The sequence below is a fragment of the Geobacillus stearothermophilus ATCC 12980 genome (assembly GCF_030369615.1).
Lineage (GTDB): Bacteria > Bacillota > Bacilli > Bacillales > Anoxybacillaceae > Geobacillus > Geobacillus stearothermophilus.
Genome location: NZ_CP128494.1, coordinates 2035647 through 2057368 on the forward strand (window position 1 = coordinate 2035647; position 21722 = coordinate 2057368).

26 protein-coding genes and 1 other annotated feature are annotated in these 21722 nt (G+C 55.2%); all 26 genes read right to left on the reverse strand.

Annotated features, from left to right (window positions below; translation table 11 throughout):
- Positions 1-42 precede the first annotated feature (42 nt).
- On the reverse strand, positions 43-333 hold the full coding sequence (gene rpmA / locus QSJ10_RS11080; protein ID WP_008881065.1) for a 50S ribosomal protein L27: 291 nt from the start codon (positions 331-333) through the stop codon (positions 43-45).
- A gap of 15 nt (positions 334-348) precedes the next feature.
- On the reverse strand, positions 349-681 hold the full coding sequence (locus QSJ10_RS11085; protein ID WP_033014268.1) for a ribosomal-processing cysteine protease Prp: 333 nt from the start codon (positions 679-681) through the stop codon (positions 349-351).
- 1 nt (position 682) lies between these two features.
- Positions 683-991, reverse strand: a complete 309-nt coding sequence (rplU, locus tag QSJ10_RS11090; RefSeq protein WP_033010949.1) for a 50S ribosomal protein L21 — start codon at positions 989-991, stop codon at positions 683-685.
- A 15-nt stretch (positions 992-1006) separates the two neighbouring features.
- Positions 1007-1086, reverse strand: a sequence feature (ribosomal protein L21 leader region).
- Positions 1087-1231: 145 nt separating this feature from the next.
- Complete coding sequence (locus tag QSJ10_RS11095) at positions 1232-2092, reverse strand: M50 family metallopeptidase (RefSeq protein WP_053532373.1); 861 nt, start codon at positions 2090-2092, stop codon at positions 1232-1234.
- On the reverse strand, positions 2085-2852 hold the full coding sequence (locus QSJ10_RS11100) for a M23 family metallopeptidase (RefSeq protein WP_053532374.1): 768 nt from the start codon (positions 2850-2852) through the stop codon (positions 2085-2087). Before QSJ10_RS11100 ends, QSJ10_RS11095 begins: the two co-directional genes overlap by 8 nt.
- 253 nt (positions 2853-3105) lie before the next feature.
- Complete coding sequence (gene minD, locus QSJ10_RS11105) at positions 3106-3909, reverse strand: septum site-determining protein MinD (protein ID WP_033014273.1); 804 nt, start codon at positions 3907-3909, stop codon at positions 3106-3108.
- Positions 3910-3911: 2 nt separating this feature from the next.
- Positions 3912-4595, reverse strand: coding sequence for a septum site-determining protein MinC (gene minC / locus QSJ10_RS11110; protein ID WP_162839632.1), 684 nt, complete (start codon positions 4593-4595; stop codon positions 3912-3914).
- Positions 4596-4644: 49 nt separating this feature from the next.
- A complete protein-coding gene (gene mreD, locus QSJ10_RS11115) occupies positions 4645-5163 on the reverse strand; it encodes a rod shape-determining protein MreD (protein WP_033014275.1) in 519 nt (172 codons plus the stop codon).
- On the reverse strand, positions 5160-6026 hold the full coding sequence (gene mreC / locus QSJ10_RS11120; RefSeq protein WP_033010591.1) for a rod shape-determining protein MreC: 867 nt from the start codon (positions 6024-6026) through the stop codon (positions 5160-5162). Before mreC ends, mreD begins: the two co-directional genes overlap by 4 nt.
- 20 nt (positions 6027-6046) lie before the next feature.
- Positions 6047-7069: a rod shape-determining protein gene (locus tag QSJ10_RS11125; protein WP_033014277.1), complete on the reverse strand. Its 1023-nt coding sequence runs from the start codon at positions 7067-7069 to the stop codon at positions 6047-6049.
- Between the two features lie 160 nt (positions 7070-7229).
- Complete coding sequence (gene radC / locus QSJ10_RS11130) at positions 7230-7910, reverse strand: RadC family protein (protein ID WP_053532375.1); 681 nt, start codon at positions 7908-7910, stop codon at positions 7230-7232.
- Positions 7911-8049: 139 nt separating this feature from the next.
- Positions 8050-8637, reverse strand: coding sequence for a Maf family protein (locus tag QSJ10_RS11135; RefSeq protein WP_033014281.1), 588 nt, complete (start codon positions 8635-8637; stop codon positions 8050-8052).
- Between the two features lie 110 nt (positions 8638-8747).
- Positions 8748-9863 (reverse strand): hypothetical protein, encoded by a 1116-nt coding sequence (locus QSJ10_RS11140; RefSeq protein WP_053532398.1) that lies wholly within the window; start codon positions 9861-9863, stop codon positions 8748-8750.
- A gap of 116 nt (positions 9864-9979) precedes the next feature.
- Positions 9980-10441, reverse strand: a complete 462-nt coding sequence (locus tag QSJ10_RS11145) for a type II secretion system protein (RefSeq protein WP_033014283.1) — start codon at positions 10439-10441, stop codon at positions 9980-9982.
- A gap of 21 nt (positions 10442-10462) precedes the next feature.
- Entirely contained in the window at positions 10463-11182 is a 720-nt protein-coding gene (locus QSJ10_RS11150; RefSeq protein WP_053532376.1) for a hypothetical protein, read from the reverse strand.
- Positions 11179-11754: a PilN domain-containing protein gene (locus QSJ10_RS11155; RefSeq protein ID WP_033014287.1), complete on the reverse strand. Its 576-nt coding sequence runs from the start codon at positions 11752-11754 to the stop codon at positions 11179-11181. Before QSJ10_RS11155 ends, QSJ10_RS11150 begins: the two co-directional genes overlap by 4 nt.
- Complete coding sequence (gene pilM, locus QSJ10_RS11160) at positions 11744-12682, reverse strand: type IV pilus biogenesis protein PilM (RefSeq protein ID WP_053532377.1); 939 nt, start codon at positions 12680-12682, stop codon at positions 11744-11746. The genes QSJ10_RS11155 and pilM overlap by 11 nt, the downstream gene beginning before the upstream one ends.
- A 21-nt stretch (positions 12683-12703) precedes the next feature.
- On the reverse strand, positions 12704-13450 hold the full coding sequence (locus tag QSJ10_RS11165; protein WP_053532378.1) for a prepilin peptidase: 747 nt from the start codon (positions 13448-13450) through the stop codon (positions 12704-12706).
- Between the two features lie 37 nt (positions 13451-13487).
- Positions 13488-13898, reverse strand: coding sequence for a prepilin-type N-terminal cleavage/methylation domain-containing protein (locus tag QSJ10_RS11170; protein WP_053532379.1), 411 nt, complete (start codon positions 13896-13898; stop codon positions 13488-13490).
- A gap of 85 nt (positions 13899-13983) precedes the next feature.
- Positions 13984-15195, reverse strand: coding sequence for a type II secretion system F family protein (locus QSJ10_RS11175; protein ID WP_053532380.1), 1212 nt, complete (start codon positions 15193-15195; stop codon positions 13984-13986).
- The gene (locus tag QSJ10_RS11180; protein WP_053532381.1) at positions 15182-16237 is read right to left on the reverse strand and encodes a type IV pilus twitching motility protein PilT; all 1056 of its coding nucleotides are present in this window, start codon (positions 16235-16237) and stop codon (positions 15182-15184) included. The genes QSJ10_RS11175 and QSJ10_RS11180 overlap by 14 nt, the downstream gene beginning before the upstream one ends.
- 12 nt (positions 16238-16249) lie before the next feature.
- The gene (locus QSJ10_RS11185; protein ID WP_053532382.1) at positions 16250-17914 is read right to left on the reverse strand and encodes a GspE/PulE family protein; all 1665 of its coding nucleotides are present in this window, start codon (positions 17912-17914) and stop codon (positions 16250-16252) included.
- On the reverse strand, positions 17911-19281 hold the full coding sequence (locus QSJ10_RS11190; RefSeq protein ID WP_053532383.1) for a G5 domain-containing protein: 1371 nt from the start codon (positions 19279-19281) through the stop codon (positions 17911-17913). Before QSJ10_RS11190 ends, QSJ10_RS11185 begins: the two co-directional genes overlap by 4 nt.
- Positions 19282-19297: 16 nt before the next feature.
- Complete coding sequence (locus tag QSJ10_RS11195; protein ID WP_053532384.1) at positions 19298-20077, reverse strand: PRC-barrel domain-containing protein; 780 nt, start codon at positions 20075-20077, stop codon at positions 19298-19300.
- Entirely contained in the window at positions 20067-20522 is a 456-nt protein-coding gene (locus tag QSJ10_RS11200) for a hypothetical protein (protein ID WP_289493264.1), read from the reverse strand. Before QSJ10_RS11200 ends, QSJ10_RS11195 begins: the two co-directional genes overlap by 11 nt.
- On the reverse strand, positions 20519-21682 hold the full coding sequence (locus tag QSJ10_RS11205) for a hypothetical protein (protein WP_434543317.1): 1164 nt from the start codon (positions 21680-21682) through the stop codon (positions 20519-20521). Before QSJ10_RS11205 ends, QSJ10_RS11200 begins: the two co-directional genes overlap by 4 nt.
- Positions 21683-21722 lie beyond the last annotated feature (40 nt).

Sequence of the window (21722 nt, forward strand, 5' to 3'; positions counted from 1 at the left end):
GAAAAACTCTAACCGCCACGGTTAGAGTTTTTCGAAACAATATTACGCTTCTTGACTGACCGGATAGACGCTCACGCGTTTGCGGTCGCGGCCGAGCCGTTCAAAACGGACGATGCCGTCGATTTTGGCGTACAGCGTGTCATCGCCGCCACGGCCGACGTTCAAGCCCGGATGGACTTTCGTTCCGCGTTGGCGGTACAAAATCGAGCCGCCCGTGACGAATTGGCCGTCAGCGCGTTTCGCGCCAAGGCGTTTCGCGATCGAGTCGCGGCCGTTTTTCGTCGAACCGACCCCTTTTTTCGAAGCGAAAAATTGCAAATCGAGTCTCAGCATGGCAGTCACCTCCTGCTACTTCCATGTTACACGGATGAATTTTCCGTAATCGCGTTCGATCGTCTTCAGCGAGACGACCATCGCTTTGAGCAAAAGCTGTACTTTTTCTGCCGTCGCTGCTTCTTCCAGCTTCGGAAGCTCACAGCGAAGATAGCCGCCGTCTTGGCCGAGCGACACATTCGGGCGGACGCCGGTGAGCTCCTCAATGGCGTTGATCGTGCCGAACGAAACCGCCGAAGCACCGGCGCATACAATGTCCTCTCCGCGTTTCGCAAAATGGGCATGCCCTTCCATCGTAAACGCGCGAATGCAGCCGTCCGCCTCCCGTTCAATCGTGACGCGAATCATCTTATGCGTTGATTTTTTCGATCACGACTTTGGTGTACGGCTGACGGTGGCCTTGTTTGCGGCGATAGTTCTTTTTCGCTTTATATTTGAAGACGATGATTTTCTTTTGCCGGCCATGTTTTTGCACTTTCGCCGTCACGGTTGCGCCTTCGACCGTCGGGTTTCCGATTTTCACCGTTTCCCCGCCGATGAACAACACTTTGTCAAACGTGACCGTATCGCCTTCATTGGCATCCAATTTTTCAATGTAAATTTCTTGGCCTTCTTCCACTTTCAATTGTTTGCCACCAGTTTCGATAATTGCGTACATGCATCGCACCTCCTTCATAATACTCAGACTCGCCAGCGTCAAGGCGGTTCCGGATGGAACGCTTCACAACCCGCGCTGAGCGGTTGTAGTACGGGTGCGTCTTTTTGCGACAGCCGCCCTCTTTTGTCCTTTCCGAAAGGGACAAAAAGTCTACAACGTCATTTATAATAACATAGAAACAGCCTATCGTCAACCACTATTTTCCCCACAAAAGCCAACAAAAAAGCGGCGGTCGCCGCTTTAATAAATGAGTGCACCTAGTGGCGCGTCGGTCCGCTTTTCCGCAAAAAACGCATGCAGCAGCTCATTTTCATCGAGCGTCATCCGCTCGCCGCTCCCGCCAGTGACCTCGATCGCATGCTTTTGTCCACGGTAAAAGCGGTGCAGCACGGCCGAGATGCGCTCCTCGGCGGAGGCGGTGATCGTCTGCAGCCTTGTATAGTCGCCTTTTTTTCCGTAATACCGTTCAAGCAAAAAGCGCATCACGATATACGGATGCTGCTTCCACTCCTGCCAGACGGCATGCGCCAAAAAAGCGGCGATCACCCACAACTCCAACTGGCGCGGCACCGCGACGAGCAAAAGGATCACGCCGGCAACGAGCATCGCCGCTGAGATGGCGACCATATTCCGGTGCGCCTCACTGAACGGGCGGCGATACGAAAGCAGCAAAAACAACAGTTTGCCGCCATCAAGCGGCCAAACCGGCAGCAGGTTCAGCCCGAAGACAGCAACGTTATAGCGAAAAAACAATTCCCAGCTCCCGTCATCCATCCAACCGGCCTTCCAGAAAAAACACGCTGCGGCCCCGAGCCAAAGATGCTGCGCCGGCCCGGCGAGCGTCACGATCCACTCCTCGCGAAACGGCCGGTTTCCATGCTCTTCCACTTCCGCTACCCCGCCAAACGGCAGCAGCAAAATCCGTTTCACCCGCCACGAAAAAAACGCCGCGGCCGCCGCATGGCCGAGCTCATGAACAAGGACGATAAAAAACAGCAAACAAAGCTGCTTAAAATGGGCGGTCAGCACCGCCATGCCGCCGATCAGCCATAACAACGGATGAACATGCAGTTTGCCAAGCAGCCCGATATACTTATTCAAAGGAGATCACCTGGATGGGGTCAATAAATTTATCTCCCTGCTTAATGGCAAAATAAAACAGCCCTTTTTGGTTATCCGTTTCGCTCGCTTGGACGGTGCCGATCTCTTTTCCCATTTCGACAAAATCGTATAGTTTCACCGATATCGTCCCTAAATGGCCATACCACGTCTCGCTGCCGTCGGCATGCTGAATGACGACTGTTTTCCCGAGATTCTCTTTCATGCCGGCAAAGGTGACGATCCCTTCTTTCATCGCTTCCACACTTTCGCCGTTTGCGGTTTCAATCATCACCCCTTGGCCATTTTTTTCAAAGCTCTCCAGCACGCGGCCGGATGCGGGCACCGCGTATGATGAGGCAGTTTTTGTTTCCTGTTCTTTTTTCGGTGCAAAAAAGGCGAGCGGCTCGCCAAACGTTTGTTCATACCAAGCCGAGACAGCGGCGAACTGAAATTCCGTCTCCATCGTCCGAGCGACAAACTGCCGGGCCGGCTCGAGCGAAGCGGACGGATGTTTGAACAAAATGGCGGTGACGAGCACAAGGCAAGCGGCGATGAGCGTTTGAAAAAGAAACCACTCTTTGCGGAACAGCGGGTGCGGCCCCGATTCAAACGAATAGCGGTCGTACGTAACGACCGGCAGCCCGTACCGCTCCTCATCAGCGGCGCTCCATCTAGATTCTTTTGGATCCTGCCCCTTATATTGACGTTCCCTTCTTCGTTTTTCAATGCGTTTTTTCATCTCACGGACGCGTCGATCCATACGTCCCCCCTCCACCTTTCTAACAACGTTTGTACTAGTTTATGAGACAACCCGTTTGAATATGAGCAGGCGTTTTTCGCGGCGCTGAATCTGCCCATCGATGCAGACGTGATCAGCCGCGGCGGCGAAAAATGATGGTTTGCGACTCAAAAGGCGGTGAAAAGCAGGTTTTTCGCACAGCTTGGCGGCGCTTGGCACAGACGAGGGGCAAAACAAAAAGGGCAATTTCCCTACCGGAATTGCCCTCATTCCTCTATTTCAGGCTAAATATTTTTCGAATCTTTGAGAACAACCCTTTCTCCTCTTCCTCAAGCGGCGGCAGCGGCACCGATTCGCCGAGGATGCGGCGGGCGATGTTGCGGTAAGCGATCGACGCCTTGCTGTTAGGGTCGAGCACGATCGGTTCGCCGCGGTTCGACGCTTTGATCACGTTTTCATCGTCGACAATAATGCCGAGCAGCTCGATCGACAAATGCATGACGATTTCATCGACATCGAGCATATCTCCGTTTTTCATCATATGGCTGCGAATGCGGTTGATGATCAAGCGCGGCGACTTGACGTGCTCTTCCGCTTCAAGCAAGCCGATGATGCGGTCGGCGTCGCGGACGGCCGACACTTCCGGCGTCGTGACGACGATCGCCTCATCCGCGCCGGCGACGGCGTTGCGGTATCCTTGCTCAATGCCAGCTGGACAGTCGATGAGCACATAGTCGTATTCTTGCTTCAGCTGCTCGATCAGCTCTTTCATCTGCCCCGGATTGACCGCCGATTTATCGCTCGTTTGCGCAGCCGGCAGCAAATACAAATGGTTCTCGAACCGCTTATCTTTAACAAGCGCCTTTTGCACGGTGCAGCGCCCTTCGACGACATCGACTAAGTCGTAAATAATGCGGTTTTCAAGCCCCAGCACAACATCAAGGTTGCGCAGCCCGATGTCCGTATCGACCAGGCACACCCGCTTCCCCAAAATGGCAAGGGCCGTCCCAAGGTTCGCGGTCGTCGTCGTTTTGCCGACGCCGCCTTTCCCGGAAGTGATGACGATCGCTTCTCCCACGGTCACATTCTCCTTTCTAAGCGCGTCAAATTCGGCCGCAAATGCATGAGCAGCTGCAAGCGGTCGACAACAATCTGGTTATGTTCATCAACATAAGCGCATTCCATTTCATTTCCTTCGTCCGTTTTGTAGTCGGGAGCGCGGTTCATCACATCTCCGATGCGCAGCTGCATCGGCTTCATCACCGACGCGGCGATGACAGCTTCTTTGTTCCCGCTATACCCAGCATGAGCAATGCCGCGCAAAGCGCCGAGGATGAAAATGTTCCCCCCGGCGATGACTGTTCCGCCAGGGTTGACGTCGCCGATCAGCAGCAAATCCCCTTCGACATGAAGCACTTGCCCGGAACGGACGATGCGCGGGACAGCCGAAATTTTCATTTTTTGCACCCATTCGAGCGCTTCCGCTTTCGATATGACATTGCTTTCGATTGAATCGACGACCAAGTTTTTGGAACGGCGGATGAGCGCGCGCAGCTCCTCTTCTTGTTCGGGCGTCAAGTAACGGTTCCCGACTTTGAGATGCACGGAGACGAGCGGACTGTTTGGCGCAACGCCGGCGCGTTTGATGAGCCGCTCTTCGATTTCTTTCAACAAGTCCTCGTACGAACAACGGTCATCCAACTGCAGCGTCAGCCCGTCTTTCGTCCCTTTAATCGTCACGTACTGCTGCTTTTGCTTTGCCACAACGTTCACCCCAACGAATAATTCTACAAAACGGGCCGTTTTTCCTCTTTTATTCTTCCTGCTCCGACCGGCGAATTTTTGCCATCCACCGTTCAAGCGGGTGCAAAAAGACGAGCAAAAACACGGCGTTTAACAGCAGCGTTGGCCATAAGCGGCGCCCCCAAAAGACGGCAAACGGCCAATCCGTCCGTCCGATCAACAGCTGGATGCCGTACACATAACTGTCAAGCACCGCGACAGCCAACAACGACAACAAAAAAAGAACGAGCCAGTTCTGGTGAAACCATCTCATCACTTTGCCCGCTCCATAGGCGATGAGCGCATAGGCAAACGCGTAAACGCCGAGCAGCTCCGTATAGACGCAATCATACAGAAACCCGAAAATAACCCCGTATCCCATCGCCCGCGTTCCGCCGAAGTGCACAGCCATCAGCACCAAAAAAATGAGAAAAAAGCGGGGAACAAAAAAATACCGGATGTATACATCGCCTTTCGGCCATACATCAACCAAAATGCTTTCACTGACAAAACATAACACCGCAAGGAAAGGGAGACGCCACTTATTCACTTTGCCTCCTCCTCTTCTTGCAGTGTTGCATCGATCGTCCGTTTCACAATCATAACGTCGTCCACATCGTACAAGTTGGCAAACGGCTTGACATAGATGACTTGCGTCAGCCCGTACTGATCCGGTTTGACTTCCGTCACTTCACCGATCGGCAATCCCTTTGGAAACACGCCGCCGAGACCGGAAGTCAATACTTTTTGCTTCTCCTTCACTTTGGCGTCAATTGGAATTTCGCCAAGGATCAGTTCGCGTCGTTTGCTGTCATACCCTTCAATTAAGCCGAATACATTTTCGTTTCCTTGGACATACGCGGAAATGCGGTTGTTTTGGTCAAGCGCGCTCAACAGCTGGACGGTGGATGTGAATTGGGAAGCATGCTGCACTTTGCCGACAAGTCCAGCCGGGGTAATGACGGCCATATCTTTTTTCACCCCGTGTTGCGCACCTTTGTTGACGATCACCGTCTCCCGCCAACGGTCTGGATTCCGTCCGATCACGGTCGCTTGAATGGGGATAAAATCGCGCAAACTCTCTTTTTTATCGAGAAGCGCCCGCAACCGTTCGTTTTCCTGGCGCAGCGACTCCACTTCGGCCTGCAGCGCCGCATACTCCTCAAGCCTCGCCTTCAGCAATTGATTTTCCTCATATGTATGGCGAAGGTCGCTCACATTTTCAAGGAAGCCCGCGACCACTTGCGCAGGCTTCCCGAACAGAAGCTGGACAAAGCCAACCGTGTCTTTCACAAACTGCTCCGGCCACGTCAGTTGCTCGCGGCTGCGCAGCGAAAACCCGATCAACATGACGAGAATGACGATGCTGACAAGCAAAAAAATGAGGCGCTTATTTCCGAAAAACTGTGGCATGCGTCGGCACCTTCTTGCTGTCAGCGATGGTCTCTCGCCTTGTTTTTGAACAAGTCGATGTGGTCGAGCGCTTTTCCTGTACCGATGGCCACGCAGTCAAGCGGATTTTCGGCGACGATGACCGGCATATCCGTTTCTTGGCTGATGACCTTATCCAAATTGCGCAACAAAGCTCCGCCGCCCGTCAGGACGATGCCGCGATCCATAATGTCGGCCGCTAGCTCCGGCGGCGTTTTTTCAAGCGTGTTTTTCACGGATTCCACAATGGCATAAACCGTGTCGCGAAGCGCCTCAGCCACTTCCTCGGCGCTGATTTCGATCGTTTTCGGCAAGCCCGTCAATAAATCGCGGCCGCGAATTTCCATGTTTCCGATTCCTTCCGGATTTCCGGCTGAACCGATTTCCATTTTAATCGCCTCGGCTGTCCGTTCGCCGATCATGAGGTTATACGACTTGCGAATGTATTGGATGATCGCTTCATCCATTTCATCACCGGCAATGCGAATCGACTGGCTCGTCACGATGCCGCCGAGCGAAATGACCGCCACTTCGGTCGTGCCGCCGCCGATGTCGACGACCATGCTGCCAGTCGGCTCCCATACCGGCAAGTTAGCGCCGATTGCAGCCGCAAACGGCTCTTCAATCGTATAGGCGTCGCGCGCTCCGGCCTGGCGCGTCGCATCGATGACCGCCCGCTCCTCGACCGCTGTAATGCCATACGGCACGCACACCATCACATACGGCTTGCCGGCAAACAATCCCTTCGTCTTGATGGCTTTGCGAATATAATATTTCATCATCGTCGCTGTCGTCTCATAATCGGCGATGACGCCGTCTTTCATCGGCCGCAGCGCCACGATGTTGCCGGGCGTGCGCCCGATCATGTTTTTCGCCTCGTTGCCGACCGCAACAATTTGCTTCGTGTCGCGCTGAATGGCGACGACGGACGGCTCGCGCAAGACGATCCCTTTTCCTTTGACATAAACAAGCGTGTTCGCTGTCCCTAAATCGATCCCAAGATCTTTCGTTCCAATCCCAAACATATCGTTGATCTTCCTTTCCGAAACGAAATGCGTATTATCATTTTTCTATTGGCCAAATTGGTCGGATGTCAGTCATTTATAAATTGTACAGCACCGCCTAAACGGATTCGGAAAAACTCATAGTTGATATTATAACTGATTCGACAAAAAATGAGAACCGTTAGACATAGCCTTTTTCTTTCAGACTGATGAATTTTTGATCGCCGATGATAAGATGGTCCAACAGCTCAATGCCGATAATGCGGCCGCATTCCGCGAGCCGTTTGGTGACATCGATGTCTTCGCGGCTTGGGGTTGGATCACCGGAGGGGTGGTTGTGCACGCAAATGACAGAGGCGGCGGATCGTTTGATCGCCTCTTTAAACACTTCGCGCGGGTGGACAATTGAAGCGTTTAAGCTGCCGATGAACACCGTTTTGCGATAAATAACTTGGTTTTTTGTATTCAAATAAATCGCAACAAAATGTTCTTGCGACAAAAACCGCATATCTTCCATCACATATTTGGCTCCGTCCTCCGGGCAGCGGATCACATAGCGGTCGTTATAGCCGGATTGGTGGATGCGGCGGCCGAGTTCCAACGCCGCCAAAATTTGCGCCGCTTTTGTCGGCCCGATTCCTTTAATATTCGTCATTTCTTCCACTGTTGCGTCTTTGAGCAGCCTTAGCCCTTCAAAGTGGCGAAGGAAGCGTTGGGCAAGCTGCACGACCGACTCGTCCTTCGTTCCGGTGCGCAACAAAATCGCCAGAAATTCATGGTCTGCCAAGCTTTCCGGCCCCGACGACAACATCCGTTCGCGCGGACGGCTGTCTTTCGGCACATCGCGGATCATCCACGCCATTGTATTCCTCCCTTTTCGTATTTTTGTTCGACCAAACGGCTGGCGCGCTGCAGGCGCCCAGCTGCTTGGCCACATCGCGTCCCCATGCCGTCTCGCGGCCATGGCGAAGCCCCAGACTGAACATCCTTTGCTGAAACAATCACGTCTCCATTCCGTAAGGCGGCCATCCAAGCCGGCGCAGCTCCCGTGCCGTCCGCGACAGCGGCAAGCCGACGACCGTCAAATAATCCCCCTCAATCCGCCTGACAAACAAGGCAGCCCGTCCTTGAATGCCGTACGCCCCCGCCTTGTCCATCGGCTCTCCGGTGGCGATGTAGGATGTGATTTCCTCATCGCTCAACTCCCAAAACGTCACCGCTGTTTTTTCAGCGAATGACACAGTCTTCCCGTGCGGCGCCGCGATCGCGACACCGGTCCAAACATCATGCGTTCGTCCGGACAAAAGCCGCAGCATGTCAAACGCTTCTGTTTCGGTGCGCGGTTTTCCCAACAAGCGTCCGTTGCACACGACGATCGTGTCGGCGCCAAGAACGAAGGCACCGGGCGCAGACGGCGCAACCGCTCCCACTTTCCGGCGGGCCAGCAATTGAACGGCTGCGTCGGGCGGCATTCCGGGGGGGATCGTCTCATCGGCCTGGCTTTCCTGCACGTCAAACGCCCAGCCGGCCAGCTCGAGGATTTGCCTGCGGCGCGGGGAACGAGAGGCAAGCACGAACCGTGGGGGCATCGTCATTCTCCTTTCTTCGTTTCGGTTCGGAAGATTCATTTGTATCGTAGCAAATTTTGCGGTGAAAGGCAATTTCTGCAGGTGGGCGAAAAAACAAAAAACGGAGCCGTTCAGCTCCGCAGCGGAACCAACTCCATGTAAACGGCAAGCGCCTCAAGCAGTAGCTGCTGGGTTTTGTTCAGCAGCTCTTTTTCCTCCCCCTCCTTGTAGGCAACAAGCGCCAAATACGCCTGCTTCAGCGACTCGGCATATTTCTTGACCGTGTTGTCGTTGGGTGTTTCGCTTTTTTCAAACGAGCCGTACACCTTGCTCAGCGCCTTCCATTCCCCGTCGCTCACATCCTTGCCGGCGAGCAAAGCGGCGGAAACTGCTGCCATGCTTTTGTATAGCGCCTCTCCTTTTTGGACGATATCCGACCGGCGCGCCTTCGTGTCGGCCGCAAACGACAGCTCCTTTACGTACGTGCTCGGCACCGCTCCTCGGTATTGGTCGTTGACCGCCCGCAGCGCTTCCTTATCCGCGCCAACCGCAATATAGAGAGCCGCCGGCTGTTTTCCAGCCACCACGACCGGCACGTCGGCCTGTCGAATCGATTCGGCTGCCCGCGCCGCCGAATCCGCATTTGAGTAGACGCCGGCCTGAATGACAGCGACCGAAAACGGGGCGGGCAACTCGCTTTCCGCACGTCCTCTGCCCGAAACCGCTCCATCCTCCGTCAGTTCTGTCAACGCTTCCGCCGCCGGCGATGGCTCCGCTTTTTCCTTCGGGACAAGACGAAGCATCACCATGCCAAATGCCATGCCGACAAGCGCCGCGACTGCCGCCGCGAGAAACAGCGGCTTGACGTGCGACGGCAGCCACGGCCGGCGCGTTTTGCCGACTTTCTTCTTGGGGACTGCCTCTGAAATGGAAAAGATCGGTTCATCATCTTCCATAGCGGCAGCCCCCTCCTTTTCAGCAACGGCCATCACTTCTGTTTCCGTTTCTTGTCCGCCGTTGCGCCCGCAATCCGTTGCGTCTCCACCGTCTGGAAGGCTGCCCCCCTGCCGAGGGCTGAGCGAAAGATATCCGACCGAGGTTCCACCAACGGAAGAAGCGGCCGGCGAAGCCGCTCTGTGCTTCTGTCCGCTGGGTTCATCCTGTTGCTCGTCCGATGGTTGTTCAATGGTAAACGGCCGCGATTGTCCGTTAATGTTCACCGTAATGCCCGGACGCTGCTTGTCCATTTTGCCACCGTCCTTTTTCACACTTCGATTTCTTTCGCCTATCTTACCATAAAGAGAAAAAAAAAGAACAAGACATTTGTCGCCTTGTTCCTGCTTCTTTTCTTCATTTTCCGACATTATCGGTCACGAATCATCTCCGTCCCCAGCGCTTCGACAGGAATCGGCTGCTCGCGCCCCTCATAGGTGCAAAGCTGCTTTGTCTCACCTTTCAAGCAGACAGCGTACTCAATCCCGCCGTCTTCCCGCTTTGTGGCAAGCACGTACGATGGATTTGTTTCCGGCGGCAATACATTTCCGGTAAACGGATCTTCGATTGGATCCAACAAACCGTTGCCCACCAATTCGCCATACAACAATATGGCAGAAGAACGGGCTGGCAAAAACTCCACTTTTTCCACGCCGACATACAGCCGCGCCGCTTCATATAGTCCATACGCATTGGAAACAAACGCCCGCTCGCGCGCACGGTCGATCACCGTCCACATAGCAAGACCGACGATCATCGCCACCATGCCGATGATCACAAGCACAGCCAACAGCTCAATGAGGGTCATTCCCCTCTTCATGCGAATGAGCATATCGGACTTCCACCATCCTCTCTATCGGTCCGAAGACGGCGCCACCTCCACGAGCGGATTGTCTTTACCGCTTGGCGGAGGGACATCGCGGATGGGAATGAGCTGCTTCCATTTCTCAAGCTGCGGCGCGTAAAAGGCGCGGACATTGATGGAATAGGCGAGCGGTTGCACGTCGACAGCGGTGGACGTCAACTCCGGCGGGCCGGTAAACGTCAATCCTTCCACCGCCAAAATGCGCTCAGAGTGCTCAAGCACCTCTAAAAACCGTTCAAGCTGATAATAGGAGGGAGATTCCACCGTCAATTGGGCGGTAATAGACTGGATGCCGCTTGGAGGAATCAACGCCTTGTCTCCGGGCGCCTTGCTTTCCGCTCCATTCGCGTTCCCTTGCGAAGGAGATTCTCCGGTTCCTTTCCCTTCAGCGAAGCTGACGCTCAATAGCCGGCTGTCAGAAATATATTCCGCTTTTTGAAACGCCAGTAACAGTTGGTCGGCGAACGGGCGCACCGGCACTTTCCTCTGCAAAGCCGCCAGGCTCTCTGCCGTTTCTTCTCGATTCCCCGCCGCCTGCTTTTTCATTGCAGCCAACACGTTTTTCTCGCTTTGTACGACCGCCTCGAGCCGATCCATTTGTTCGTAGCGCGGCATGAGCACAAAAACATAGAAAGCGGCAAACAAAAGAGCGGCAAGAAGAAACACCCCGGTAAACACGAGCGGCCATTTTCCAAAACGGCCCATCATTCGTTGTCCCCCTCTTTTCCTGTCGGCTGAAGTTCCAGTTCATATTGCGCGATATACCGCGGCACGATCGTTTCCCCCTCTGCCCCGCCGCTTTCGCCGCTGGCCGAGATGCCGGTCAATTTGACGGCTTTGACCAAATGAACTTCCTCAAGCCGATCTAAATAATAGGCCGCTTCTTCCGCCGCATCAAACTGCACTGTCATCGTCACCGTCTTTTGGCCGGCATACGAAAAGTTCATGATAAAGCCGCGCTCCGGCAGTTGTTTGGCCAACGCACGCAACAGCGGCACCGTTTTGAGCGGATAACGGTTCGCCCATTCGACCGCTTTAGCAAGCTCTTGCTCAGCTTGCTGCTGCTCCGTCGTTTTTCCCTTCGCCTCCATCGCCGCCTGCTCGGCGCGCACTTGCCGAAGCTCCCCTTCAAGCGCCGCGAGCCGTTGATTCGCACGCTCCATCAGCCAGTAGCCTCCCCCAGCGCCAAGCAGCAGAAGAAAAACCGCGAAGGCCGCCAGCACGGCGCCCGCCGCACGGCGCGGCTCTTTGCGCGGCAGCAAGTTGATGTCAACGATCATGGTCAGCCATTCCTTCTTTCAACGCCAATCCCCAGGCGAGATGATAACGGTCCGGCAACGGATCAAGCGAGCGAGAAAGCCGCTCCGGCGGCACATCAAGCCGCTCTGACATAACGGCAAACAAATCGTCAAGCCGCGGATGGTCGCCGGTGAGGAAGAGGCGCGTAATTTGCTGTTTTCCTTGCTGGATGGAAAACGAATAAAAGCTCATCATCCGCTCGATTTCCTTATACACCTCCGCAAACGGGTCAACGATCGGCATCGTTCGCTCCCCGGGCGCCTCAAGCGGCACATGGCGCATAAACTGCGGCAAATGGCGGTGGAAGACGCTCAAATTGACAGCCGATTCGTCAAACTGGACAAGCAAAATGTGGTCGTCCGCCGCGGCTTGTCCGGCAACAAAAAACGGGCGATAGGCGCAAAGCGGGGACACATCGGCCGCCACCGGGCGCAGGCCTGCGTCTTCCAAGAGCGCCGCATATTCGGCCACCGCCTCTTCCGGCGCGGCAAACAACAGCACGTTCAGCACCTCGTTTGTTCTCTCGGCCACGACGTAGTCAAACACCGGATCGGCGAACGGAAGCGGAATCGATTCACCAAGCTCCATAAACAAATAGCCGCGTATGTCCTCGTCCGACAAATGAGCGGGAAGCGGCAAATGGCGGATCATCACAAACGGATCGGGAACGACAAAGCGGACACGCCGCCCGTCAAGTTTCCATTCGTCAACACATTCGTCCAAAATCATCGCCAACGTTTCCCGATCGGCGATTTTTCCATCGTGAATGATGCCGGGCGGCAAGGCTCGCTCGCCCCATCGCCTCGCCTCGGGCGGCTGCCCCGGCTTTGCTTCCACATAGCGCAGGACATGATCTTTGATGATGATGTTCGCCTGTTTCGCCTTTCGCCGCCATAACGCCATCTTCATTCCGCTTCCTTTCTGCCGTCTTTACATCATGAGTGAAATATACGCGCGCACGATCGCTTCTCCGAAGAAAAACGCGGTCAACGCCCCGAGTGCGATCGCCGGCGCAAACGGCATCGGCTTGCCGCGCCGCACGCGGCCCAACGCCATGCCGACAAGCCCGATCACCGTTCCGTACAACGTCGCCAAGAAAAACGCGAGCAACACCATTTTCCAACCGAGCACAAACCCAAGCACGGCAAACAGCTTCACATCGCCGCCGCCCATCCCGCCTTTGGACAAAACGGCGATCAGCCATAAAAGCGAAAATCCGACCGCCGCCCCAAGGAGCATATCGGCCCACGGCAAAAACGGAATCACAAGCCGCTCAACCAAAAACAAACCGACAAACACCAAAAGCACCCGGTCGGGGATGAGCATGTAGCGAAGATCGGAGACGACAATGATGGCAAACAAGCTGATCAACGTCCACGCCACAACGAGCCGCCCGCTCCAGCCGACCCACATCGGCGCGGCCATAAACAAGGCAGCGGTGGCCAATTCCATCGCCGGGTAAAGGGGAGAAATGCGCCCCCCGCACCCTTTGCACCGCCCGCGCTGTACGACATACGACACAACCGGAATGAGCTCCCCCGCCGATAGCGTCCGTCCGCACGCCGGACAATGCGACCGCGGCCTGATGATTGACTCCCCGACCGGCACCCGCAGCCCGACAACGTTGAAAAATGAGGCGAGGAGGAGGGAGAAGAGAAAAATAACCATAGCAATCATAATGAGACACCAATAAACCCAATTTTTAGGTGTGATATTATTTGCTTAGTTCTTCTTCAGATGCAAGGCCGTCGTTATTTGTATCTACAAGACCTACTGAATCGTGTTCTTTTAAATAATACGTATACTTACCTGAATTCCCCTGATGTACTTCTACTTCATATTGTCTATCATCTACGCTATCTAAATAGTCATTTAAATCTGTTTGGTCTAGCGTTTGAATTGAACTGTTGGCACTATCTGGTGTAAAACTATTAGCTGTCATATACATCTTAGCTGCATTGATAATTTGAATTCCCTCAGCAATCTTTGCATCATTTTTTGACTTATTAATAATTCCCCCAATGCTCGGAATCGCAATCGCCGCGATAATCCCTAAAATGACGATGACGGCGAGCAGTTCGATGAGCGTCAAGCCGCGCTCGTTTTTCAACACCCGTTTGAACATAGTTCCCTCTCCCTTTCTTTCATTTTTATCCTGTTTTACCTATTATTCTACAACATAGGAAGAAAAATAGAAATATATTCTTATTTTATTGTTGAATATGGTTGAAAATATCATACATCGGCACGATGATCGAAGTGACGATCGTCCCGACGACGCCGGCGAGAAGCACGATCATAAGCGGTTCGATGAGCGATTTCAATCGGTCGGTGGCCGCATCGACTTCCGTTTCGTAAAAATCGGCGACTTTGCCGAGCATGGCGTCAAGCGCACCGGTCTGTTCGCCGATCGTGATCATTTGCGCAACAAGCGGCGGAAACGCCCAATGGCGGCGGAGCGGCTCCGAGAGCGATTGCCCGCGCTCGAGGGAGGTTCGCGCTTCAGCCAGCACAGATGCGATCACTTCATTTTCCACGACGCGCCCGGCGATAGAAAGCGCCTCTAAAATCGGCACCGAGCTTGCAACAAGCGAGCTGAGCGTCCGTGTCAGGCGGGCGAGCGCCGCTTTTTGCACGAGCGTGCCGAACATCGGCATCCGCAGGGCGGCATAATCCAAATAGTACTTCGTTGTCTTTTGCCGCCGAAGAACCACAAACGATGCGTACACGCCGGCAAAAAGCAGGACGACGGCCCACCAATACCGCTGCATCACACTGCTTGCTTTGAGCACAAACTTCGTAATCGCCGGCAGTTCAGCGTGGAACTCGGCGAACATCTCGACAAACGTTGGCACAACGGCGACAAGCAAAAAAATGACAACCGCGGTGGCAACGATGGCAACAGCAATCGGATAGGTGAGCGCCGAGGCGATTTTTTGCCGCGTCCGATGCATTTTTTCAAAATGATCGGCCAAGCGGTCAAGCGTCTCGTCAAGCGTCCCGCTCGCTTCACCGGCGCGCACCATGTTGACAAACAGCGGCGGAAAGATGCGCGGATGATTCGCCGCTGCCGCTGAGAGCGGGTTCCCGCCGCGCAATGACTGTTCGATGTCAAGAAGCGTCTTAGCGAGCGGCTTGCTTTCCGTTTGCTCCGCCAAAATGCGGATCGAATCGACGATCGTCACTCCGGCGCGCACAAGCGTTGCGAACTGGCGCAAAAAGATGACAAAGTGCTGCAGTTTGACGGCGCGGCCAAACGAAATTTCTTTGTTCCATATGGACGGCGGCACTTCGGCAAGCGCCAGCAGGCGAATTCCTTTTTCCCGAAGCTTTGCCGCCGCCTCGCGCCGCGAAACGGCAGTGATCACCCCAGCTTTTTTCCGTCCGCTTCGGTCGCGCCCCTCGTACTTAAACTGCGCCATCGTCCCCACGCTCCCCCGCCAAATACACTTCAGCCGCCAGCGGATCGATGCGTCCAGCGGCTGCAAGTTCCTTAACGCTCATTTCCATCGTCTGCATGCCGAGGCTGCGGCTCGTTTGCATAATGTTGATGATTTGATGTTCTTTTTCGTTGCGGATTAAGTTGGCGACGGCCGCATTGTTCACTAAAATTTCCAGCGCTGCCGTCCGCCCGGTTTTGTGTCTGTTTGGAAACAAGCGCTGAGCGATGATGGCCACGAGCACGGAAGCAAGCTGCAGCCGGATTTGCGCCTGCTGGGCCGGCGGAAAGACGTCAATCATCCGCTCAATCGCCGCCGGCGCGCTCGCCGTATGAAGCGTGCCAAGCACTAAATGGCCCGTTTCCGCGGCGGTGATTGCCGTTTGGATTGTTTCCAAATCGCGCATTTCCCCGACTAAAATGACGTCTGGATCTTGACGAAGCGCAGCGCGCAATCCGGCGGCAAAACTGCCAGTGTCGAATCCCACCTCGCGTTGGTCGATGATCGATTTCCCGTGTTTATGCAAATACTCGATTGGATCTTCCAGCGTGATGATATGTTTCGACATCGTTTTGTTCATATAGTCGATCATCGCCGCCAATGTCGTCGATTTGCCGCTGCCGGTCAGTCCGGTGACAAGCACGAGTCCGTGCTGCTTTTCGGCGATGCGCTTTAAAACATCCGGCAGGCCAAGTTCCTCCAGCGTCGGGATGCGCACCGGGATGAGGCGCACGGCGAGCGACACGCATGACCGCTGTTTAAACACGTTTAAGCGAAAGCGGGAAACGCCGGCAATGCCATACGAAAAATCAAGCTCTCCGGTTTCCTGAAACTGCTGCCAAAGCGGCGCCGGAATGACGGCTTTCGCCATTTGCTCTGTTTCCTCCGGGTGCAGGCGCTCATGGCCGTAAGCTCTCAACTCCCCGTTCACGCAAAAAATCGGCGGCGCGCCGACGGTCAAATGCACGTCGGAAGCGCGGCATTCAAAGGCCGCGCGCAATAACGCCTCAAGCTTTTCCTTCATCCGTCTCACCCATCAATGCAAAATGGCCACTTTCAGCACTTCTTCAAGCGTGGTCAACCCTTGCTTCACTTTCAACAGCCCATCATCCAGCAAAAAAATCATTTTGTTTTGCAGGGCAAGCTCTCGCAATTTCGAAAACGGCTCGTTGTTTAAAATGACGCGCCGCATCTCATCGGTGACAATAAGCAGCTCGTGAATCGCCAGCCGTCCGCGGTAACCGGTCATGTTGCACATCGGGCAGCCGCGGCCGCGGACAAGTTGATGAACCTCAATGCCGCGGCGGGCGAAAATGTCCCGCTCCCGCTTCGTCGGCTCATACACCTCTTGACAGTCGCGGCAGACGCGGCGCACAAGCCGCTGCGAGACAACGCCGGCGAGCGATGTGGCCACTAAAAACGGCTCAATCCCCATATCGATCAGGCGGGTGATCGTGCTTAATGCATCGTTCGTATGGAGCGTGCTCAACACTAAATGACCGGTGAGCGAAGCGCGGATCGCCACTTCCGCCGTCTCGCGGTCGCGAATCTCCCCAACCATGATGATGTTCGGGTCTTGACGCAAAATCGAGCGGAGCCCTTGGGCGAACGTCAAGCCGACATTCGGGTTGACTTGAATTTGGTTGACGCCTTCGATCTGATATTCGACTGGATCTTCAATCGTAATAATGTTCACGTGCTCGCTGTTTAAATGGTTGAGCGCCGCATAGAGCGTCGACGATTTCCCCGAACCGGTCGGTCCGGTGATCAAGACGATGCCGTTCGGCCGCTCGATCAAGCGGATGAACCGATCTAAATTGACCGGGTTGAAACCAAGTTTATGAATATCGTTTAACGCTGCGCCCAAGTCGAGGACGCGCATGACGATTTTCTCACCGTATACGGTCGGCAGCGTTGAAACGCGCAAATCGACCGGATGAAAATCGATGTCCATTTTGATCCGCCCGTCTTGCGGCACACGGTGTTCGGTGATGTCCATATTGGCCAAAATTTTAATTCTCACCGTCAACATGCTTTGCATATGTTTCGGCAGCGCGCGTTCGGTGCGAAGCAGGCCGTCGATCCGATAGCGGATGAGTACTTTCGTCTCCTGTGGATCGATATGAATGTCGCTCGCCCGCTGTTCAACAGCAAGCTGCAAAATTTGGTTCACCAAACGAACGATGGGAGAATCGTCCTCAGCAGCCCGCTCGTCGTCGCGCACCTCAGGCGGCGGCGTTTGCAAAAAATCCTCAAATGCTTCGTCGATGTCGTAATATTTATTGATCGCCCGCAAAATATCGTCTTTTGAAGCGATCGCCGTTTCAATTTGAAACCCGGTCGACAGGCGCAAATCGTCGATGGCAAAAAAGTCCATTGGATCGGCCATGGCAACGAGCAGCCGATCGCCTTCCACCTTGAGCGGCATGACCATATGGCGGCGGGCAAACTCTTTCGGCACGAGGTTTGTCGCTTTCGGATCGATCGGGTACTGGTACAAACTGACGTGCGGAATGCCGAGCTGAAACTCGAGCGCCTCAATCAGCTGCTGTTCCGTGATGTAGCCGCGCTGCAACAAGGCGTCGCCAATCTTTTGCCCGGGCGCCTTCTCGCGCAGCGCCTCGGCCAGCTGACTTTCGGTGATCAACCCCGCTTCGACAAGCAAATCACCAAGCCGTTTCCGTTCCTGCTTTTTGCTCATTTTTCCTTCCCTCCGCCCGCATCCGTCTTCTCTTCACTGCCAGCGGCGGGGGCCGATTCCCCGTTGCCCGCCTCATCGCCTTTCTTTGACGCGGTCCCGCTCTCTATATTCCCACCGCTGTTTTCCGCAGTCGAATTCGGTTGGTTCGCCGCTCCGTTGTTTTCCGTTACCCCATTCGCCGGCTCCATCGTTCCGCCTTCTCCGTCGCCGCTTTGCCCAACATTGCCTTCCGGCACTTCAAGGCCGCGCACGTGAATCGTATACGTTGGCGGATAAAAATCTTCGCTCACCGTTTCTTTGCGCACGAGCCGATCGCCGTCGCGCACTTCGCGTTCCACCGTCACAACCATCCCCGGCCGCCCGATCTGTTCCGTCCTCTTCTCGCCCGGCGCCAGGCGCGCGTCATAGCGGACGATGACACGCGGTTCGATAGACTCCGCCTCGCCTAGGCGAATGATATATTGATAGGCAAACGGCAACCCGATAATGGCAACACGCACCTTTCGTCCATCATGCCGGAGAAGAAGCGTGTAGTCGGTCGTGTTGGGGTTGAACCATTCCAAATCGCGGCCGCCGCTAATGGCCGCCTCAAAACCGGGCGTCACTCCATCCGGCAACATACGGCTCGTATAGCGCTCCACGACAGTGAAATTGGTCGCCAGCACCGCCCGGTACACCGCTGAAGCGATCGCATCGGCCGCTTCATCGGACAAATCGGCCTTCACCTTTTTCATATAATCGCCAAACGAAAACAGCTGTTTCGCTTTAATCACCGCGCGCCGCTCGCCAGACAACAAGCGAACGGCCGAAGAGTCAGGCACCGATGCGGCCGCTTCGCTGACGACCGGCTGCCGGCCGTTTGCCAACGATATGTAGCGATCCAAGTCGATCGGAGATGATGGCTTTTGCAGCTGAGCCGCCTGTCCCTCTAAATCCGCCCCAAGCTTCTTGATGTCAAGCGCCGATAACGCCGCTGGAGGAACGATGGCTGCCGCCGCTTGGAGGCATTTTTCTAAATCAGCGATCACAAACAGCGGCGTGCGCCTCCCGTCGACAAACCGCTTCGTGCTCTCGGCAAGACGAAACGCAAACGCATCCGCCGGCAGGTCAATGCGCTTTTCTTGGTACTGAAAAGAAATGGAAGCGGTCGCCCGCCACTCGTTCACCCGCTCGACAACCGCCTCTCGGGCTCTTTCCGGCGTCATGCCGGAGAGTGACACCGGACCGACCGCCGTGCCCGGGCCAAGGCGGCCGTCATCCGGGGCTAAAACATCATAGGCGAGGGTGCCCAGATGCGAAAAAGCGATAAAATAAACGGTGCAAACAGCCATGACAACAAACAATTTCCACGCGGCAGCCTTTTTCACCGCCGACCCTCCTCCATTACGCCTCCACATTCATCGAGACATCGACGATGACGCTTGGCCCCGCCTCTTGCGCCTTGCGCACATCCTCTTCGCCAAGCAGAGTGCCCGCTTTAAACAGCAGGCGGCCGTCTGCATCATAAATATCTTTTGTCAGCCGTTTTCCGGCCAACAGCGCAACTTGTTTTTCCCTCAGCGACTGCAGCGCTTCAACATTTTCCGCGCTTTCGGCCATCGCCTCCATTTGCGCGGAAACGTCCTCTTCCGCCATAACGCTGGTTGGCTCGATGCTCTCTGCCTTCAACAACTGCGCCGGGTCATCAAGAAGCGATTCGTTTGCTCCGTCGTTGATGATCAAAATATCTTTGCCGTACGTCAACACTTCCGAGGCCGGCAGCACCGCTTCCCCTTTCTCGAGCTGAAGAGCGATGCCGACAATATCCCCTGACTCTTCATCAACGAAAAACTCGCGGGCTTCGCCGAGCAGCTGCCCTTTGCGCGTGATGGCTTTCGTATTTTTAATCCGGATTTGCTTATTGACGAGCTGATTGGCGATCGGAATTTCCGAGAGGTCAATTACATCGTGTCCTTGCTCCACCGTCACAGCAAACTCGCCGATGCCGACGACTTTTTTAAACGGAATCGCCTTTAAACTGAGCTGCACATCGTCTTGTTCCACGGTCAAAAAATCGATCGATCCTTTGTCCGGGTTGATCACCAAACTTTTCACCGTGCCGATTTGTGCACCGTCAGCAATGCTGATGATCGGCAGTCCAATGATTTGCGCGCTAGCTTTCATCTTGTTCACCCCAACTATTTAGTGTTGCGGCAAACTGCCGCCAAAGCGCCAACTCTTCGGCCACAGCCGGATAGGCACGAAAACGGTCAGCGAGCTCCTCAAGCCACGCTGCGAGCTTGCCGTACTGTTGTTCTACTACATAATGTTCCATTAACAAACGGGCCAATACGTAATAGTCGCGGTCAGAAAGCGGAGCGTCCAAACAGCGGCGGATGCAGCGTTCGTAATCGGCGGCGCCCAAACGACGGCGGTTGAGGCGCAATTCAAGAACGACCGCCTGCACGACTTCCGGACCGATCATTCGCGCTGGCCGTTCGCTCTCTTCCTCCCGCCGGCTTTCCGTTTGCCCATCTTCTTCCGGCTCTCGGCGCTCGGTTGATTGTTCGCCTTCCGACCGGCCATGCTCCGCTCGTTGCCCTTCCTGCCTGTCAGGCTCTGCTTTCATCGCGTCCTCCTGACGGGGCGGTTCGGCAGCCTCGTCCGTTTCCGGCAGCGAACAGTCGACAATACCCGTATTGCTTCTTCCAAAAGCGCCCCTTCACGCGGCATTGCCTGGCCGGAAGGCAGCCCGTTTTCTACAGCAGAAACGCCCGCCGAGCTAGAAGACATGAACGCGGAAAGTTGCCCCTCCTCTTCTTCATGGCTGAGATCAAGCGCCTGCAACAGGCCGCGGCCGTCGGCGGCCGCTCCCTCCTGCAGCACCGCCGCTTCGATGTCTGGCGTCATCGAGACAGGTAGCTCATCGAGCCAATCGCGCAGACGGCGCGCCGGCTCAACATTCAGTCCGCCACCGTCACCCGTCATGGCGGTCGGCTCTACTGCATCCAAATCCAAGGCGGACAACTTCTCCAGCTCCACACGATCCGAATCCAACGGAAAAAACTCCTCTTGCTCGGCATCGTCTCGGTCCACGGAGCGCATTTTTTGCTCCACATCGGCCGAATCCAACGAAAGCAGCTCCTCCGGCTCGGTTTGATCCGCTCCGGGATCGGAAGCGGCTTCCTCTATGCCATCCATCGATCGAAGCAAGAAAGCAGTCTGTTCTTCCCAGGGCTCCTCGCTGGATTTCGGCGCCCGCTCCGTCTCTCCCGAAGCTGCTTCCGACGCTGCAGGCGACGCTCCTGAAGCGGTGTTACCGGTTTCCTGCACGTGCGATCGCAACGCCTCCCCACCCGAGTCAGCGCCTTGAAATTCCCTAGAAGCGCCGTTTTGTCCAAAAGCTGCCGGCCAGGCCGAATCGACTAGATTTTCCGTTGCATTCTGGACCATCGTCCCATACCTATCGCCTACTGCCGTCCGGTCGCCACTCCCTTTCCATCCTCCCTTTCTCCGTTCCCCAGCTTCCTCCGTCTCCACCGACCGGTAAAGAAGCGGACCGAACCAACGATCAAGCAAATACGAGCCCGCCAACAGCAAAAGCCCGACGAGCAGGACGATTTGCCATAACGGAATCACCGATTCGGCCAACTGCGCCAGCCCCGCAGCCAAAAAGGCAGCCGCCACCACCGCCGCGCCCCCGGCCCTGCTGAAGCCAAGCGGCAGCAGCCAAACGGCCAACAGCGCCACTATGAATGCAACAACGTAAACAACCGCCTCTTTCCACATGCCCACCCGTTCCTTCCCGGCGTATCATTGGCAATAACGC